The sequence below is a fragment of the Psychrobacter sp. Ps4 genome (genome assembly GCF_022129285.1).
Lineage (GTDB): Bacteria > Pseudomonadota > Gammaproteobacteria > Pseudomonadales > Moraxellaceae > Psychrobacter > Psychrobacter immobilis_A.
In genome coordinates this window covers 12,474-28,562 of the sequence record NZ_JADQAK010000017.1, presented here as the reverse complement: position 1 = coordinate 28,562, position 16,089 = coordinate 12,474, and the positions used below count along the sequence as shown (strand labels likewise).

The 16,089-nt window shown below is 41.9% G+C and carries 12 protein-coding genes; 7 read left to right on the top strand and 5 right to left on the bottom strand.

The annotated features are described in order from the left end of the window. Positions 1 to 3: 3 nt before the first annotated feature. Positions 4 to 1,302, bottom strand: coding sequence for a hypothetical protein (locus tag I3252_RS10395; protein ID WP_238035138.1), 1,299 nt, complete (start codon positions 1,300 to 1,302; stop codon positions 4 to 6). A gap of 146 nt (positions 1,303 to 1,448) precedes the next feature. On the opposite strand from I3252_RS10395, the gene I3252_RS10390 reads away from it, so the two are divergent. Together I3252_RS10390 and I3252_RS10385 are read left to right on the top strand one after the other, a co-directional pair. Beyond that, positions 1,449 to 1,988, top strand: a complete 540-nt coding sequence (locus tag I3252_RS10390) for a L,D-transpeptidase (RefSeq protein ID WP_238035137.1) — start codon at positions 1,449 to 1,451, stop codon at positions 1,986 to 1,988. A gap of 214 nt (positions 1,989 to 2,202) precedes the next feature. Further along, positions 2,203 to 2,817, top strand: a complete 615-nt coding sequence (locus I3252_RS10385; protein ID WP_238035136.1) for a nitroreductase family protein — start codon at positions 2,203 to 2,205, stop codon at positions 2,815 to 2,817. A 334-nt stretch (positions 2,818 to 3,151) separates the two neighbouring features. Here I3252_RS10385 and I3252_RS10380 read toward each other — a convergent pair whose 3' ends face one another. Next, a complete protein-coding gene (locus I3252_RS10380) occupies positions 3,152 to 4,849 on the bottom strand; it encodes a CYTH and CHAD domain-containing protein (RefSeq protein WP_238035135.1) in 1,698 nt (565 codons plus the stop codon). Positions 4,850 to 5,100: 251 nt separating this feature from the next. On the opposite strand from I3252_RS10380, the gene I3252_RS10375 reads away from it, so the two are divergent. Next, entirely contained in the window at positions 5,101 to 6,333 is a 1,233-nt protein-coding gene (locus tag I3252_RS10375; protein WP_238035134.1) for a DUF4349 domain-containing protein, read from the top strand. 137 nt (positions 6,334 to 6,470) lie between these two features. Here I3252_RS10375 and I3252_RS10370 read toward each other — a convergent pair whose 3' ends face one another. Then, entirely contained in the window at positions 6,471 to 8,057 is a 1,587-nt protein-coding gene (locus tag I3252_RS10370; protein ID WP_045444527.1) for an isocitrate lyase, read from the bottom strand. 690 nt (positions 8,058 to 8,747) lie between these two features. Here I3252_RS10370 and I3252_RS10365 point away from each other — a divergent pair. Together I3252_RS10365 and I3252_RS10360 are read left to right on the top strand one after the other, a co-directional pair. Next, positions 8,748 to 9,737, top strand: coding sequence for a LysR family transcriptional regulator (locus I3252_RS10365; RefSeq protein WP_045444529.1), 990 nt, complete (start codon positions 8,748 to 8,750; stop codon positions 9,735 to 9,737). A 419-nt stretch (positions 9,738 to 10,156) separates the two neighbouring features. Continuing rightward, positions 10,157 to 11,539, top strand: a complete 1,383-nt coding sequence (locus tag I3252_RS10360; RefSeq protein WP_238035133.1) for an NAD-dependent succinate-semialdehyde dehydrogenase — start codon at positions 10,157 to 10,159, stop codon at positions 11,537 to 11,539. Positions 11,540 to 11,689: 150 nt separating this feature from the next. Here the strand turns inward: I3252_RS10360 and purN are convergent, their stop codons facing one another. Continuing rightward, entirely contained in the window at positions 11,690 to 12,382 is a 693-nt protein-coding gene (gene purN, locus I3252_RS10355; protein ID WP_201502676.1) for a phosphoribosylglycinamide formyltransferase, read from the bottom strand. Continuing rightward, entirely contained in the window at positions 12,382 to 13,431 is a 1,050-nt protein-coding gene (purM, locus tag I3252_RS10350) for a phosphoribosylformylglycinamidine cyclo-ligase (protein WP_201502675.1), read from the bottom strand. Before purM ends, purN begins: the two co-directional genes overlap by 1 nt. A gap of 341 nt (positions 13,432 to 13,772) precedes the next feature. Here purM and I3252_RS10345 point away from each other — a divergent pair, with 341 nt between their 5' ends. Further along, the gene (locus I3252_RS10345) at positions 13,773 to 14,879 is read left to right on the top strand and encodes an AI-2E family transporter (RefSeq protein WP_238035132.1); all 1,107 of its coding nucleotides are present in this window, start codon (positions 13,773 to 13,775) and stop codon (positions 14,877 to 14,879) included. Positions 14,880 to 15,211: 332 nt separating this feature from the next. After that, entirely contained in the window at positions 15,212 to 16,015 is an 804-nt protein-coding gene (gene hda, locus I3252_RS10340; RefSeq protein ID WP_060491634.1) for a DnaA regulatory inactivator Hda, read from the top strand. The last annotated feature ends 74 nt before the right edge of the window (positions 16,016 to 16,089 follow it).

Here is a 16,089-nt window from a genome sequence, read left to right as displayed (position 1 = left end):
TTATTATTGAGACGCCTCTGTTTCTTCAGCCTCGGGCTCATCATCGTCCACCATGACAATAGCCACATCCTGCTGTTGACGTTCTTCGATAATATCTTGTTCTATGACCTCTTCTGTCGCCAGTAACACACCGTCAGATTTTTGGCTTTGATACTTGAGCGCTGCAAGCCCGCCAAGTACACCGATAACAGCAATAATAATCAGGATAACCGGATTTTTCCAAAGGGGTATGGATGCCTCGTATTCAATGGGCTTTTCGCTGGTGGTGGTCGGCGTATTGTCGTTATGACCACCAATTAAACCTAAGCTTACCAAAGGCGGTTTGGGTGCGCTGGCAGGTTCGGAGGTAATACGTAGGCGATTACGACTGAGATAGATATCTGAGATTTTTGCGAGCTGTAATAGCCAGCGTTGGTGTGGCAGGGCAATGGCTTGCATTTCTGTAAAGACTAGCATGTCGTTATGGCGACCTTGCTGCAGGTTATCAGGTGAGCGCCCAATGGCTTTTAAATAATTGCCAGTTGCCAACTGCATATCTTGCACAGGCTCATGACGTTCAGGCTTAAATGTCGTCAACTCATGCCAGTAAGGATTGAACGCTGGTGGGGTGTCAGCGAGCTGCTCTGTACTTAATAAGGCACGTTCTGTATGAGGATGGTTTTCGGATTCGGCTGCTGCCTTTGTTTTTACTGTCGAGTCTAAATTGATCTCTGATGCTACGACTAGACTGTTATCTTCATTTACCTCATTCAATTTAACAGAGACAGACGCTGGCTCATTGATGGCAAAGCGAGCAGCTGATAAAAACTGTGGCTGTAAAGCGAACCACTTATCCATCTCGTCGTTATCAAGTTGGCTATAGTCGGCTAAAATAGCCAGCTCACGTAAGACAATCACGCATAAGGACGTGAGAAGTATCTGTACTTGCTGCGTTGTTGCGTCAATCTGCTGAGCAATATAGTCACTCGCTTTAATCACGCGAGCATTATCATAAAATATCGCATCCGCTGCTTCATGGCGGTGATATAACGTCGCATTCATGGTCGAAAAATTCATCGAATTATATTGGCGTAGCTCTTTAACAGCGCCTCGACTAAATAGCTTTTTGCTCACCGCTTGTCCGTCATTGTGCTGCTGGTAAGCAAGCAAGGCACTGATAATGGCCTGCAAACTGGCATCCATTGCCAATCGAGCTTGTGGTAATGAAAGCTTGGCGGCATCTGCCAATAAAGATGCCATTGGCTTAGTATCTTGATAGAGAAAATCATACATCGACACACGTGTCGGTGAAATAGTCGTCATAATCTGCTAGCATCAAAAAGTGTGCCCCTATATTACGGTGCCAAAAGCCTTGATACAATCCCTTAATAATAGAAAAAATCAATCCACTTACTTATCACGCGGTCAATAATGATATCTATTGGGTAAATGACTGTTGGAAACATTCTATGACAAATAACGAAAGCTATAACGAGAAAAATAACGAAAGTTCTGATGTGCAGTTGGTGGTTAATATTGCTAAGCAAACATTAACGCTCTACCAGCATAATAGAGAATTGGCTCAATATACGGTGTCTACTGCTAAAAATGGCATTGGCAGTCAGCAAGATAGCGGCTGCACACCTCTTGGCAAACACTTTATCGCTAAAAAGATTGGCGCAAATGAACCCATGAATGCCGTGTTTATCGGACGCCTCCCTACGGGCGAGAGATATAGTACTGAGCTTGGTGAGCGACATCCTGAACGCGATTGGATATTAAGCCGTATTCTTTGGCTAAGTGGTGTGGAAGAGGGCTTTAATAAAGGCAGTAATAGTCAAGGTGGCTGTGATACTTATCAGCGTTATATTTATATTCATGGTACGCCAGACAATGAACCGATGGGTGTGCCACTCTCGCATGGCTGTATACGTATGCGTAATGAGGATATTATTGAATTGTTCGACCAAATTGCAGAGGGCATATCGGTGACGATTGTTGCTCATTAACCATTCTTAGCCCATTTAGGTACTTTCGTTCAGGCTCAGGATACGCCCTAAGTAAAACAGAATAATGTTATAGAGTGATTGATAAAATAAAATTTATAGAGTCTAGATATTATTTAGTATATTGATATAATAGCTTGCTTATGAATGATCGACTTGTCATGCTAAACATGGCTCGTTTGACCTATATTTTATGATAATTATAAGGATAATATCGATGTCTAAAGAAAGTTTAGTCACTTTACAACAAGCTTTTGATGAGCGCCGTTCAATATATGCATTGGGTAATGAGCTGCCAGTAGAGCCACAAGCAATTGTCAATATGGCAGAACGTGTTTTATTGCATACCCCTTCTGCTTTTAATTCACAATCTTCGCGCTTGGTCGTACTGTTTGATGCCGAGCACCAGAAATTGTGGGATATCGCTGAAGAAAAACTGCGTGCAGCCGTCGGCGATGGCGACTTTTCTGGCACTAAGCAAAAGCTAGATGGCTTCCGTGCGGCAGCGGGTACGGTACTGTTTTATGAAGATAAAAACGTGACTGAGTCACTGCAAGAGCAGTTTGCGTTATATGCAGATAGATTCCCAGTTTGGGCTCAGCAAACCTCAGCCATGCATCAGTATGCGATGTGGACAGAGTTACGTACTTTAAATGTTGGTGCCAACTTACAGCACTACAATCCGCTTGTGGATGAAGACGCAGCTAAGGCTTATGCTATCCCAGATAGTTGGGAATTGGTGGCACAAATGCCATTTGGCAACATTGTTGAGCCTGCTGGCGAGAAAACGTATCAGCCAGTTAGTGAGCGTATGAAAGTTTTAGGTTTATAAAATACTTAAGCTTACAAACACGCTAGATGTAGAAAGCGGATAGTAATTTTTGAAATATGCTTAACTCAGTTGAAGTATTACGTTTTCCAAATGGCTGAGTTTAAGGATTCAATTAAAAAAAGCACCTCAAAGCAAGCGCTTAAAAAAAGACAGCCCATATAAAGTGAGCTGTCTTTTTTATTCCAAGCTTGGCTTATTTTAAGCTTGGTTCATGCTGCTATAGTCGATTCAATTTAAAAGTAGTACAAGGCAACCGAGTGTAGATGTATATTAAATACTTCAAGCGAGGCTAACGCTGTAATGCTTTTATAGTCGAATGACTATAAGAGCATTTTTACCGAAATACTGAGCTGTCTGTCACTTTCGCCAAGCGTTTTTCTGTGCGCTTATGATCTCTTGTTAGCATGGCGGCAAACCAACCAGCGCCATATAGGGCATTGCTATCTGTCTCTGATTTCAACTGATAGCGCTGTTGGTACATTTTATGATTATGATATTTATTCAAAGTCTTTTGCGCTTTTGCTAAGTATTTTAGCCAGCGTTTGCTTTCCTTTTTCGCTTTTTTCTTTTTTGACTTTTTCTTATCTAATAATGGCGTGGCAAACTCACTGATATAAAGTAAGGTGGTTAACTGCTCATGCACCTCATGCTCTGCATTATTATCGTCTAGATCAATATTTTCTATATCGTCACTTTTTGAATCTACGTTTTCTAAGTCACTATCGTCTAAGTCAACACTTTGTAAATCATCATCTTTTAAATCATTGCTTTCTATATTAATGTTATCTGAGCCAACGTCTTTTTTACTCTGTAGCTCTTGTACTGCCTTGCCAAGCTTTGCCTGCTGTTTGGATAAGGTTTTTGCCAGTTTATCGACGGCGAGTTGATCAGCTTGCGGTTCAAGGCTTGGGTCGCTCATGGTAAAGGCGATCAGCTCAAGTAAGGTCAGCTGAAAATCGTTGGCACTGACGGCATCTTTCGGAGTAATCTTCAGCGCATCCATATCTGTTGCCCAATTGACAGTAGGTGCACCATGCTGCTGTAAGTTAGGCTCTATATGTGAGGCAAGATGGGCAAGCTCTCGATATTCATCCAATAATGTGGCTGTTTGTTTTAGTATCGGCAGCCAGTCTGGATTGATTTCGTCAGAATAGCCGGCAAATGCTTGCAGGGCAGCTTGTAAGCGGACAATACCAATGTATAGTTGTAATGCATGGTCGTCGTCTTCGCTGCCAGCGACGATAGCGCTGCTATTGGGCAGTATTTGCAACAGACAGTTATGTACCGCTGCGCGCACAAAAGCAGGCATGCTAATTTTTTTATCTATATTTAGCTGGTCAAGGTCAGCGTGGGCAGCTGGACTATGCTGCTGTTCTGTGATGAGTAAACCACCGCGCTCAGCTTTTGTCACCGTAGACAAACAAAGCTTGTAGCGCTTACACCAAGTTTTGGCGGTTGCAAATAAAAAATCGATATCTCCTGATACCAGCTCAAATTCAATCTCTTGAATAGCATCACGCTGAGTATCATCATTACCGTGAATAATTTCTCCATAATCGTACGCAATCTCGACATGGTTATTCGTATCATTGTCACCATCACTACCACTATCATCCACTAGCAATCGTGTGGTGCGCTCTACATCGGTCACATATAACCGTGTGAGATTTTTAGCCAGTTTTTTTAGCTTAAATTCAGCCAGAGCAGGGGCGACAGAGGTGTTTTTATAAATGGTTAAATCAGGCATGAGCGTATTATTATCGAGCATCGCTTGTACTTGTTCATTATCCAGTACCGCATTATGCTCTAGGCGTGCTGCAATGCCATCGCCGCCCGCTTTGATGGTCTGTACCCAAGCATCGCCTTCTTTACGGATACGCAAGCCAATGCCTGCCTCTGCAAGCTGTTGGTCTGGGGTATCATAATAATGGGCAGCCAGTTGTGTCACCTCAGAAGATTTGACTCGTGCTTGGCGCATCAAACCTTTCAGTCGCGACTCTGGTACCAAAAACTTTAGCTCTATCTCTTGCATGATGGCTCCCGATTATTTTAATAAATTTGAATGACTACCATCGTATGAAAGCTATCGGCGAATAACAAGCAAAATTTTTTCTATAAATAATCTGAGCCAATATTAGAGATATACTTTTAGTAAGTAATCATTATAATTAACGTTAATTATTAAACAAAAGTAGGATAAAGGTGGTTGGCTTTATAATAAAAGCTAAAATATTTTTATCCAATATGTTTACCATATCTCGTAAAATGCCGGATTATAAAATAATGACGCAATGCACTCAAAAGAAGTATGACACTCAGCAGTCTCATTCAATATTACTGCCTAAAGCCTTGTTTCCATCAGTTTTATGTCTACCAATAATGCTTGGGTCTGTGTTATTGATAGGCGGCTGCGATAGCTCTTCTGAATATGCAGAGAGTAGCGCTGATATGGAGTCGGTTCAGTCTGCAACGGAGGAGGTTGTTAATAGTGAGATGGCTGGCATCATGTCCGATGCGGCAGTCGATAACGCATCCAATGGCTTAGAGGTTGCAAACCTATCGAGCACTAGTGAACAGACCCTTGGTAGTCAGGCAGCAGACATTAAAATTGCGGGCAAAGCGCTATTGATAACTGCCAGTGCTGATTTTAAAGTTGAAGATGTCGTCAAAACTAGTGATGCTATTGAGAGTTTGACACGGCAACAGGCTGGTTATGTGGTACTTAGCAATATTAGCAATCATCCACGTGATAGTCGAACCTTTGTACAAGGCAATAAAAATATCACGATTACAACCTACACTCGTCAAGCTGACATGACGGTTCGTATTCCTCGCGCCAATGTCAGTAAGTTCCTAGCGCAATTACAACAGCAAGTCGCATTTTTAAATGGGCAGCAGTTTAGTGCTCAAGATGTGACATTAGATATTTATCGTGAACAGCTAGCGAGCCAGCTAAATAGTGATATGGCAAGCGAGCTTAGCCAAGAACGCCTGAGTAGTAAAAATGATAAAGACCAAGGTAGCAATGTTGATGCTATTACCGCGACTTATGCGGCACGTCGTCAGCAAGAGCTTGCCAAGCTTGAGCAACTGGCTATTGCTGATAAAGTTCAATATAGCACCATTAACCTGACCTTTATGCAGCCAGATATCAGTTATAAAGAAACCACACAAAATCTAGATGTGCTATTAGATGCTGAGCAGCCAAGTTTTAGTAGTCAAGTGAGTCAAGCATTTAAAGATGGCTGGGAGATACTTAGATCAGTAGCGCTTGGATTGATACAACTGTGGTGGCTGCTTGTACTTGGCGGTATTTTTTATCTAATTTACAGAATGATAAAAGCAATCTATCGTAAATTTTTTAAACATGATCCCCGTATAAAAAATATGAAGCGTGAGCTGATGGGTGAAAATCCAAAAAGCCACGATTCAGTCGGTATACAGAGCAGTCAGGTAGAGGATAATAGCAATAATATGAAAGATGCTGATAGTAAGGATAATAACCACTCAAATTAAGAATTAACAAGCTTACAATGCTCAAAATCTTACAATAATAGAGTGCAAATAAGCAGACATAAAAAAGCCGCCCTACAATATAGGACGGCTTTCTCTATAACTGGTACTTACGAGATGTACTTATAAGTGGTCGGTGATTAGAACTGGTTCATCGTGTTCTTGCCGCCACCAGCTTTAAGGGCGTTTTCACCAGAGAAGATCTCTTTGTGATCATCGCCAAGGTCAGAGCCAGCCATTGCTTGATGCTTAACACAAGCGATGCCTTCACGGATTTCTTTACGTTGTACGCCAGCAGCATAAGCAAGCATACCATCTTCACCGAAGTAGCCTTTAGCAAGCTCATGCACGCTAAGCGCAGTGGTGTGATAAGTAGGTAGCGTGATTAAGTGATGGAATACACCTGCTTCACGTGATGCATCACGTTGGAAGTTTCTAGCCGCTTCGTCAGCTGCGGTATCAAGTTCAGTACCATCGTAATCAGCACTCATCAAGTCATCTTTATTGTAGGCAGATAGGTCTTTGCCTTCTTCTTCCCACTGAGCGATGATTTGCTTACGGAAGTTAAGCGTCCAGTTAAATGATGGGCTGTTATTGTATACAAGCTTAGCTTTTGGCTGTTGCTCTTTAATACGATCAACCATCATTTTGATGTGTGCGACGTCTGGAGTCGGTGTTTCGATCCATAGTAGATCAGCGCCGTTTTCTAGAGCAGTTACACAGTCAAGTACAACACGGTCGATGTTCGTTTCTTCACGGAATTGATATAGACCATTTTGAAGACGAACTGGACGTACTAATTTGCCGTTATGCTTAAGCAAGCTGTCGTTTTCTTTGGCGTTTTCTAGCGTGACTTCTTCCATCTCGATAAAATCGATGTACTGAGAAGCAAGGTCGCCTGGCTCATTTGATACTGGAATTTTTTGCGTGAGTGACGCGCCTTCAGAGTCAGTACGAGCAACGATAACGCCGTCTTCAACACCAAGCTCTAAGAATGCATAACGAATAGCGTTGATTTTTGCGATATAGTCTTCATGCGGTACAGTGACTTTACCTGCTTGGTGACCACATTGCTTCGCGTCAGATACTTGGTTTTCAACCTGAATAGCACAAGCACCAGCTTCGATCATTTGCTTAGTTAGCAAGTAAGTGGCTTCTTCGTTACCGAAACCTGCATCGATGTCAGCAATGATTGGCACAACATGTGAATCAAAGTTTTCGATTTTTTCTAGGATGGCTGAGGTATCTTGACCCGCTTCTTCTGCAGCATTTAGCTCACGGAAGTAGTCGTTCAATACTTTAGCATCAGCTTGACGTAAGAAGGTATAGATTTCTTCGATTAGCTTAGGTACAGAGGTTTTTTCGTGCATAGATTGGTCAGGAAGAGGACCAAACTCAGAGCGAAGGGCTGCAACCATCCAACCTGATAGGTAGATGTAAGTTTTAGACGTAGTACCAAAATATTTTTTCTTAGCGTACATGGTTTGTTGAGCCACAAAACCATGCCATGCACCTAAAGACTGCGTGTACTGAGACGTATCATTGTCATAGTCTTCCATGTCTTGACGCATGATTTTTGCAGTATATTTGGCGATATCTAAGCCCGTTTTAAAACGGTTTTGTGACATCATACGTGCCGCATCGGTTTCGCTGATATTCTGCCAGTTACCGTGCTTTTGCTTTAATTCACGTACTAAGTCGATCGCTGATTTATATGCAGTTGACATCTATGTCTCCTTGGGGTGGTGAAAATTAGTAACTTAGAAAATTACAAGTATTGAGGTAATTTTGATATATGTAGAAAGATGCTGGCAGAAGTGAAAATCTAAAATATAAACCTTGTGCGTTAGCAATCTCTACTAAACTATAAGAAAATTATGATAAAAGCAAATAAAACCTGTCGAATTGGTCAGCTTTTATTATTGGGTCTTTCGTTTTAGGTTGAATGCGCTTTTTTATAAGCCTTTTTTGACTGTTAAAGTGCTTATTGCCCTAAAAAGTGCCAACTACTAATTCAAGCTTAAAAACAAATGAGAGCAAAAAATTAAGTTTGCGTAATAAAGGTTATGTCCGTATTTCCGCATGAAAATGCGATAAAATACCTGTGGTCGTCAATCCATCAAAACGCACGGCGACTGCCTAATATTAAACAAGGACTGATTAAGCGCTTGCTAGCCACTATAGCTAGGTTGCCTTGATTTATCTAGTTTATGATTATTATCTTGGGTATTTAATTTTATGATAGTACATATAAAACAATGACTTATGATGAATGATTTCAGTTATAATAAGCGTATATCAAAATAATTAATATAAAATTGTCCTTGTTTCATGCTGTTATAGATGATTTATACTAAATAACAGGGCAAAAAACGCCGCGTTTGTAGTGGTATTTATTTTAAGGTAAAGAGACATATATGAATTTGCAGCGGGTAGATTTAAATTTATTGGTACATCTAGATGTGTTGTTACGAGAAAAAAACGTCACTCGTGCAGCTGAGCAGCTTGGCATTACCCAACCTGCGATGAGTAATATTTTGCGCCGGCTGCGTAAGCTATTTAATGATCCATTGTTGGTACGCTCATCCGAAGGCATGACGCCAACTGAGCGTGCGCTTGAGCTGCAACCACGCATTCGTGAGATACTGGCGGATTTGACACAAGTATTAGAGCCACGCACAGAATTTCGTCCTTATAGTACCTCGCGCGTTTTTCGTATCATGACCTCAGACTATGCTGAAGCGACATTGGTACCAAAATTGGTCAAAGCATTGCGTTCAGAGGCACCAAATGTCATCTTGGATTTCTTGACGCCATCGGACGTCTCATATCGTGATATGGAGCAGGGGCGAGTGGATTTGGCGATTAACCGCTTTAATGAAATTCCGCAAAGTTTCCATCAAGTTTTGGTCTGGCGTGATACTTTTAGCTGTTTATTGTCCTCTGACAGTCCTTATGCTCATCGCTTTAATCTAAAAAATTATCTTAAGGCGCAGCACGTTTGGGTCTCTAAAACTGGTATGGGTGTGGGATTTGGTGTCAATCCAGAAAAATCTGGTGGCCTAGGTTCAATTGATCAAGCACTGCAACGTTTAGGTCAAAAACGTCAAATCAGTGTTTTTACCCGCCACTATCAAATGCCAGCCATGCTTGCAGCCAATAAAGATTTGGTTGCAACTTTGCCTACGCGTGTGGCAAAAATGCAGGCTAATAACGACAGTATCATGATGGTCGAGCCACCATTTTTTATCCCTGAATTTGAGCTAACAATGGCGTGGTCGCCTTTGTTGCAGCATCATCCCGCTCATCGTTGGCTGCGTCAGCTTATCATGCATGTGGCTCGTCAAATTGTTGACGAAGAAGAGAATCCACCACAAGAAATTCCTGTGATGAATCATTTGTTTTAAGCCATTTGTTTTTGGTTATCGATTGCTTATTTATTAAACCAGCCCAAGCGCTGGTTTTTTTATTGGCGTAATTTTGCTGAAAAATATCGTCCAATATTCCGACCCAATAAATCAGTCAGTCACATTCTTAACATCTTACGAACACTTCTTTATAACTTGTAAAACTACTCGTTGGACATTTTGCTATGATAAATCCCACTTAAGAAAAAAGACAAATACATAGCCTATTGTTAAGTTATACGACAGTATCGGATTTCATAAAATCGTTGAAGAAGTTGTTCAATCTAACCAGATGCGTTTATAAAAATGACCATTCTTGGTTTATGTGTTTCTAAGGTTTATGTGTTTCTAAGTTTTCAGATGTTTAAGCGATCAATTTTTAAACCAATAAAATAGTTGAATAAATAAGGATAATAATCATGGCAGATATTACTACTATAAACCCAGCAACGGGCGAAGCGATCAAAGAATACGATTATATGAGTAATGATGAGGTGAACAAGATTGTTGAATCCTCACACCAAGCATTTACTGAATGGCGTAAAACCAGCCATGAAGCGCGTGCAAAAGTCATCAATTCTATCGGTGAGACATTGCTCAAGTATAAAGAAGAATTGTCTGAACTCATGACTGAGGAGCGTGGCAAGCTCTATAGTCAGAGTTTGCAAGAAATAGATTTGTGTAAAGCAATTTGCGACTATACCGCAGAAAAAGGGGTGGCTGCACTTGCTGACGATGAACGTGATATTGAAGGCTTGAAAAAAGGTATTGTGACCTATCAGCCTATCGGTGTCATCTATGGCATGCAGCCATGGAACTTTCCTGCTTACCAAGTATTCCGTTATACCATCGCAAATCTGATGGCAGGTAATAGTATTTTACTCAAGCACGCGTCAAACGTGACTGGTTCAGGCTTGTTAATCGAAAAAATCTTCCATGAGTCAGAGTTACCAAATGATTTGTTCCGTACGATTTTAATCGATCACGACCAATCAGAAGCATTAATCGGTCATGACAAAGTGCGCGGTGTCACACTGACAGGTAGCGACGGCGCTGGTAGCATTGTGGGTCAGCAAGCAGCAAAAGCCATTAAAAAGGTGGTGCTAGAATTAGGCTCAAACGATGCCTTTATTGTCTTAGAAGATGCTGATGTAGAGTTAGCGGTAGAAACTTGTACCCAAGCGCGTCTCATTAATAATGGTGAAACTTGTGTCGCCGCTAAGCGCTTTATCGTTGTTGATAGCTTATACGATGATTTCCGTGAACGCATTGTCAAAAAGTTTGCAGACGCTAAATCTGGCGATCCGATGGATGATGCCTCTGATCTTGGTCCATTAGCCCGCAAAGATTTACAAGAAAAATTGCATGAGCAAGTAGAAGACAGTGTGGCAAAAGGCGCAACGATTGCTGTTGGTGGTCAATTGCCAGAAGGTAAAGGCAGTTTTTATCCAGCAACTATCTTGGAGAATGTCGAAAAAGGACAACCTGCCTATGATGACGAATTATTTGGTCCTGTCGCCTCATTAATACGAGCCAAAGACCAAGATGATGCATTACGCATTGCCAATGACAGTCGCTACGGTTTGGGCGGTGCTATCTTCTCTAAAGACGAAGACAAAGCCATTCGCCTAGCGCGTGAAGAGTTTGATACGGGCATGGTCTATATCAATGGTTACGGTCTTGCAAATCCAGCGTTGCCATTTGGTGGAGTGAAAAACTCAGGTCATGGTCGCGAGCATGGCGGTTTTGGTATCAAAGAATTTGTAAATATTAAAGGGTTACATGTTCATAAAAGTCAATAATAGCTGACGTCTTCGGGATTAATATGCTTTAGAAGATTTTAAAGATAGCTATTAGAAAGCCCAGTCATTCATTGAGTGACTGGGCTTTTTTATGCGAAGAGTTTAAGTTTGACAGTTAGTGCCTGATAATTTGTGACTGTCGCTATTTACTCAGTCGTTCAAATATAGTTTTAATGGTAGCATTGGTAAAGACATACTTTGTTGATTGGCTGCTTGAGCATGGTCTAGCGAGAGTGCGCCTTTGGCCAATAATAAAATCGTCCAAGGGAGCAATTGATGCTCAAGCTTTTGCACGCGTGCTTGCAAGCTATCGGCAGTGTCTTTTTGATGTATCTCTAACAGCGCTTGGGTCAAAACAGTACCCGCGTCGAGCTCAGCGGTGACGACATGAATACTACAGCCATGATGTCGCTCACCTGCTTGTATCGCACGCTGATGGGTATCAAGGCCTTTATAGATAGGTAATAAAGAGGGGTGCAAATTAATCATCGGCGCTGGTGCATTATCGATAAAATCTGCACTCAAGACACGCATAAAACCAGCTAACACAATGAGATCTGGTTGCCATGATGCTAATTGGCTGCTGGCATGAGTCTCAAAAGTCTTGATTCCCATGCGTTTGCCGCTAGCAACATGTGACAATACTGCCACTGGAATGTCAGCGTCTTTTGCACGGGTGACGGCATAAGCATCCTCGCGGTTGCTAATGACGCCAACAATCTCAACCGGCAGCGCGCCAGCTTGCATCGCATCTATCAGTACTTGCAAGTTGCTACCACTACCAGAGACCAGTACAGCAATCCGTAAAGGGTTATTATCAATTTTTTTTTGACTGTCTAACATTAACGGTACACCACTGCGTCCGCTTCACGCTTCACCATTTCGCCTAATTGCCAAGCTTTTTCACCAGCCTCATTTAAAGTGCTAATGGCCGCATCTGCTTTATCTTTAGGCACGACAATGACAAAACCAACGCCGCAGTTAAAGGTGCGGTACATCTCGCTTTGTTCAATATTTCCTTGGGTTTGTAACCAAGTGAATAGTTCTGAGAACTGCCAGCTAGTCGTATCAATGCTAGCAGCTAAATTCTCTGGTAATACACGTGGTAAATTATCGGTTAAGCCGCCACCAGTGATATGTGACATTGCATGCAGCGCTGAGCTACCAAGAGTATCTTGTAGCGCTTTAATCGCTTTAACATAGATGCGAGTAGGGGCCATTAACGCGTCTTGGATAGGCTGACCATCTAATTGCTCATCGCTAGTAGTCACATCAATGCCGCTGACTTCGATGACTTTACGCACCAATGAATAACCGTTTGAGTGTGCACCACTTGAAGCAAGAGCGATCAATACATCGCCTTCTGCGACGTTTTCGCCAGTGATGACTTCCGCTTCTTCGACCACACCGACACAAAATCCAGCCAAGTCATAATCGTCGTCTTGATACATGCCTGGCATCTCAGCCGTTTCGCCGCCGATCAGCGCACAGTTTGATAACTTACAGCCTTCACCAATACCTGTGACTACAGTCGCTGCTACATCAATATCAAGCTTGCCAGTCGCATAGTAATCTAAGAAAAATAATGGCTCTGCACCGCACACCAATAAATCGTTGACGCACATGGCGACCAAATCAATGCCGATAGTGTCATGACGATTCAGTTGTAATGCCAGCTTGAGCTTAGTACCGACGCCGTCAGTGCCCGACACGAGTAGAGGAGAGGTGTAACCAGTTGGTATACGACAAAGCGCTCCAAAGCCGCCAAGTCCGCCCACAACCTCAGGACGAGAGGTGGCTTTTGCCACTGATTTAATACGTTGTACCAACGCATCGCCAGCATCAATATCAACACCAGCATCTTTGTAGCTTAAAGAAGGCTTGTTACTCATGGTCATCTCACAAATTTTATAGGGAATGAAGGTCTGTCAGTAGAAAATCGAGTTGGTCGTGTTAATTCTGAATATAGTGCGCACATTATACCCAAAAATGACCCTTACTCGCAAAGCAACTTGCGGATATTTGGCGGATATTTCACGAAGACTGACTTTAAGTGGTAAATAAAAAGTTAAGAAACAAAAAATGACGGATTTTTTGCTGTACTCTGCGATAATAGAACGCTAAATTTATTGTCGATAACAGTTCGCTATTACACCGTTGTTGTACGATAAGACGTATCATTTCTTTCAATTATGCTCCCATCTTAAATCAGCCTATCATAGGATTCCTTGTCATGATGAACCAACCAATAGATCCTTTTTTTCGGCGCTTATTTATTGTCGTTGCGATGGTGGTGGGTATATTATTACTGTATTTGATGATGCCAGTCATTATACCGTTTGTCTTTGCTTTCGTACTGGCTTACTTGTTCAATCCGTTGGTCAAACGCTTATCGAAGTATATCAAACGCTGGGTGGCGATTATCATTGTCTATTCCACCATCACTTTAGGAATGGTGCTACTGCTTTGGTGGTTTATACCGACTTTGTGGCATCAGTTGCAAGCGGCGTGGGAGTATCTGCCTAAGGTCTTAACTTGGTATAATGAAGTCGTACGTGAATGGTTCGTTAACAACAGTCGTATCAATCTGCCAGAGTTGGAGTCTAAAGGGTTTTCTGAGACATTGGTTGAATACATGCAGACCAATTATAAGTTTGAAGATGCCAGTACCATGATGAACCAAATATTGGTGTCGAGCATGAACTTCATCAATAATGCAGGACTCATTGTGCTAGTACCGATTCTTACCTTTTATTTCTTATTTAATTGGGATCAGCGTCTGCAAACATGGAAGCTGGCGATTCCCGCTGCGTATAGTAAAAAAGTCATTCAGATTGCTCGAGAGTGTGACCTTGCATTGATGGCATTTATCAAAGGTCAGCTATTGGTGATGGTATTATTGGGTGCTATTTATGCGGTGCAATTACAGCTTATTGGGCTTGAGCTTGGGCTTATTATTGGTATGGTTGCCGGTATTGCTAGCTTTGTTCCTTATTTGGGTTTTGGCATTGGTTTTATCGCTGCCATTATCGCCTGCCTGTTCCAGTTTGGGCTAAATTGGACGTATTTGTCGCTGATCGTCGGAGCGTTTTTAGTTGGGCAAGCCGCCGAAGGTTATATTCTACAGCCGTTACTATTGGGTGATAAGATAGGTCTATCGCCGCTTTGGGTGATTTTTGCCGTATTGGCAGGCGCAAGCTTATTGGGTTTTGTTGGTATGCTCATCGCACTGCCAGTGTCTGCCGTGCTTAATGTACTGTTTCGCCATTTATACATCTACTATCGTTCGACAGATTTTTATAAAGGTCGTAAGCAATTGGCTTTGTTTGAGAAGAGATAATAACTTTATCGTTAAATTGATAGAGCCATGGGGAATTAATAGTAAATGGTGTGAGGGATAAACAGTGATGGATAAGGCTTAATAGGTAAAAGACTTGTCAGTCATTTTGCAAATATGTTATATATAGGCGCAGTATTGACAGTATCAGCCGTTATCCAGTTGGTCGTTAACAAGATGACTTTCGATTAGGTGATTCTCAGATATATTCCTGATTAAAATGACGAGATGCTAACGCAGCACGTTTATATCAGGTAGTATAAGAGTACCTCAAAGACAGTTATTAATAATTTATCCTTTTATTTATTGCATTACGCAAAACGAGTTGATGATTCATGGCAGAAGCACAGCTAAGTCTCAATCTGGACATTAAGCATGATGCAAGTCTAAGTGACTTCGCCGGTCCTGGTTGGATGTCGATTATTGATGCAGTGCGGCAACTACATGTCGGCCTGATCGGTCAGCTGTACCTATTTGGCAGTCCTGCTACGGGCAAGTCGCACTTATTATCTGCTATCTGTGAGTCATTTATTGAGATGGACAAGTCCGCGATTTGTTTGTCACTCAATGAGTTGATTCATACCGATGTGCACGTCCTCTCCTCTCTAGAAAACTTCGATCTAATCGCGATCGATGATTTAGAGGTGCTGGAGCAAAGCAGTCAATGGCAAGAAGCCTTATTTCATTTGATTAACCGCAGTCGTGAAGGTCAGCGTCAATTGTTGTTTGCAGCCAATAAGCCTGCTGGTGATTTGCCCTTTCAATTGAGGGATTTGCTGACTCGTTTGGCACAAGCACCTACGTTTAAAGTACCCAATGGTCATGACTTAGCTGACCGTCAGGCGTTATTACAATCTATCTTGCGTCGACGAGGTTGGCAGTTTGATGATCGAATTATTGATTATTTGCTTACTGAAGGACCACATCGCATCGGTGCGATGATGGAAGTACTCAATTATATTCAGCCGATGTTTTCGAACCTTGGGCGTAGCAATATATCCAAAGCAGTCATCACTGACGCATTGCGTACCATTGATGAGCAGACACTAGCAGCAGAGCTTGCTGATATTGCGCAAGAGACACAAGTAGATAACGATTCAGCGGAACAAGATCAACATACGATGCCACTCGATTTTTAGCATTAACAACTAAAGTCTTTTATCCAAAGCGCTTTTACTATTGCCAAAACGTTTTCACTATTAATGGAATCACT

What these genes read in the sequence shown, in the direction of transcription:
- I3252_RS10380 (WP_238035135.1), bottom strand. Translation starts at nt 4,849, where the DNA reads ATGCAAGAGATAGAGCTAAAGTTTTTGGTACCAGAGTCGCGACTGAAA.
- I3252_RS10385 (WP_238035136.1), top strand. Translation starts at nt 2,203, where the DNA reads ATGTCTAAAGAAAGTTTAGTCACTTTACAACAAGCTTTTGATGAGCGC.
- I3252_RS10395 (WP_238035138.1), bottom strand. Translation starts at nt 1,302, where the DNA reads ATGACGACTATTTCACCGACACGTGTGTCGATGTATGATTTTCTCTAT.
- I3252_RS10390 (WP_238035137.1), top strand. Translation starts at nt 1,449, where the DNA reads ATGACAAATAACGAAAGCTATAACGAGAAAAATAACGAAAGTTCTGAT.
- I3252_RS10345 (WP_238035132.1), top strand. Translation starts at nt 13,773, where the DNA reads ATGATGAACCAACCAATAGATCCTTTTTTTCGGCGCTTATTTATTGTC.
- I3252_RS10365 (WP_045444529.1), top strand. Translation starts at nt 8,748, where the DNA reads ATGAATTTGCAGCGGGTAGATTTAAATTTATTGGTACATCTAGATGTG.
- I3252_RS10370 (WP_045444527.1), bottom strand. Translation starts at nt 8,057, where the DNA reads ATGTCAACTGCATATAAATCAGCGATCGACTTAGTACGTGAATTAAAG.
- purN (WP_201502676.1), bottom strand. Translation starts at nt 12,382, where the DNA reads ATGTTAGACAGTCAAAAAAAAATTGATAATAACCCTTTACGGATTGCT.
- I3252_RS10375 (WP_238035134.1), top strand. Translation starts at nt 5,101, where the DNA reads ATGACGCAATGCACTCAAAAGAAGTATGACACTCAGCAGTCTCATTCA.
- I3252_RS10360 (WP_238035133.1), top strand. Translation starts at nt 10,157, where the DNA reads ATGGCAGATATTACTACTATAAACCCAGCAACGGGCGAAGCGATCAAA.
- hda (WP_060491634.1), top strand. Translation starts at nt 15,212, where the DNA reads ATGGCAGAAGCACAGCTAAGTCTCAATCTGGACATTAAGCATGATGCA.
- purM (WP_201502675.1), bottom strand. Translation starts at nt 13,431, where the DNA reads ATGAGTAACAAGCCTTCTTTAAGCTACAAAGATGCTGGTGTTGATATT.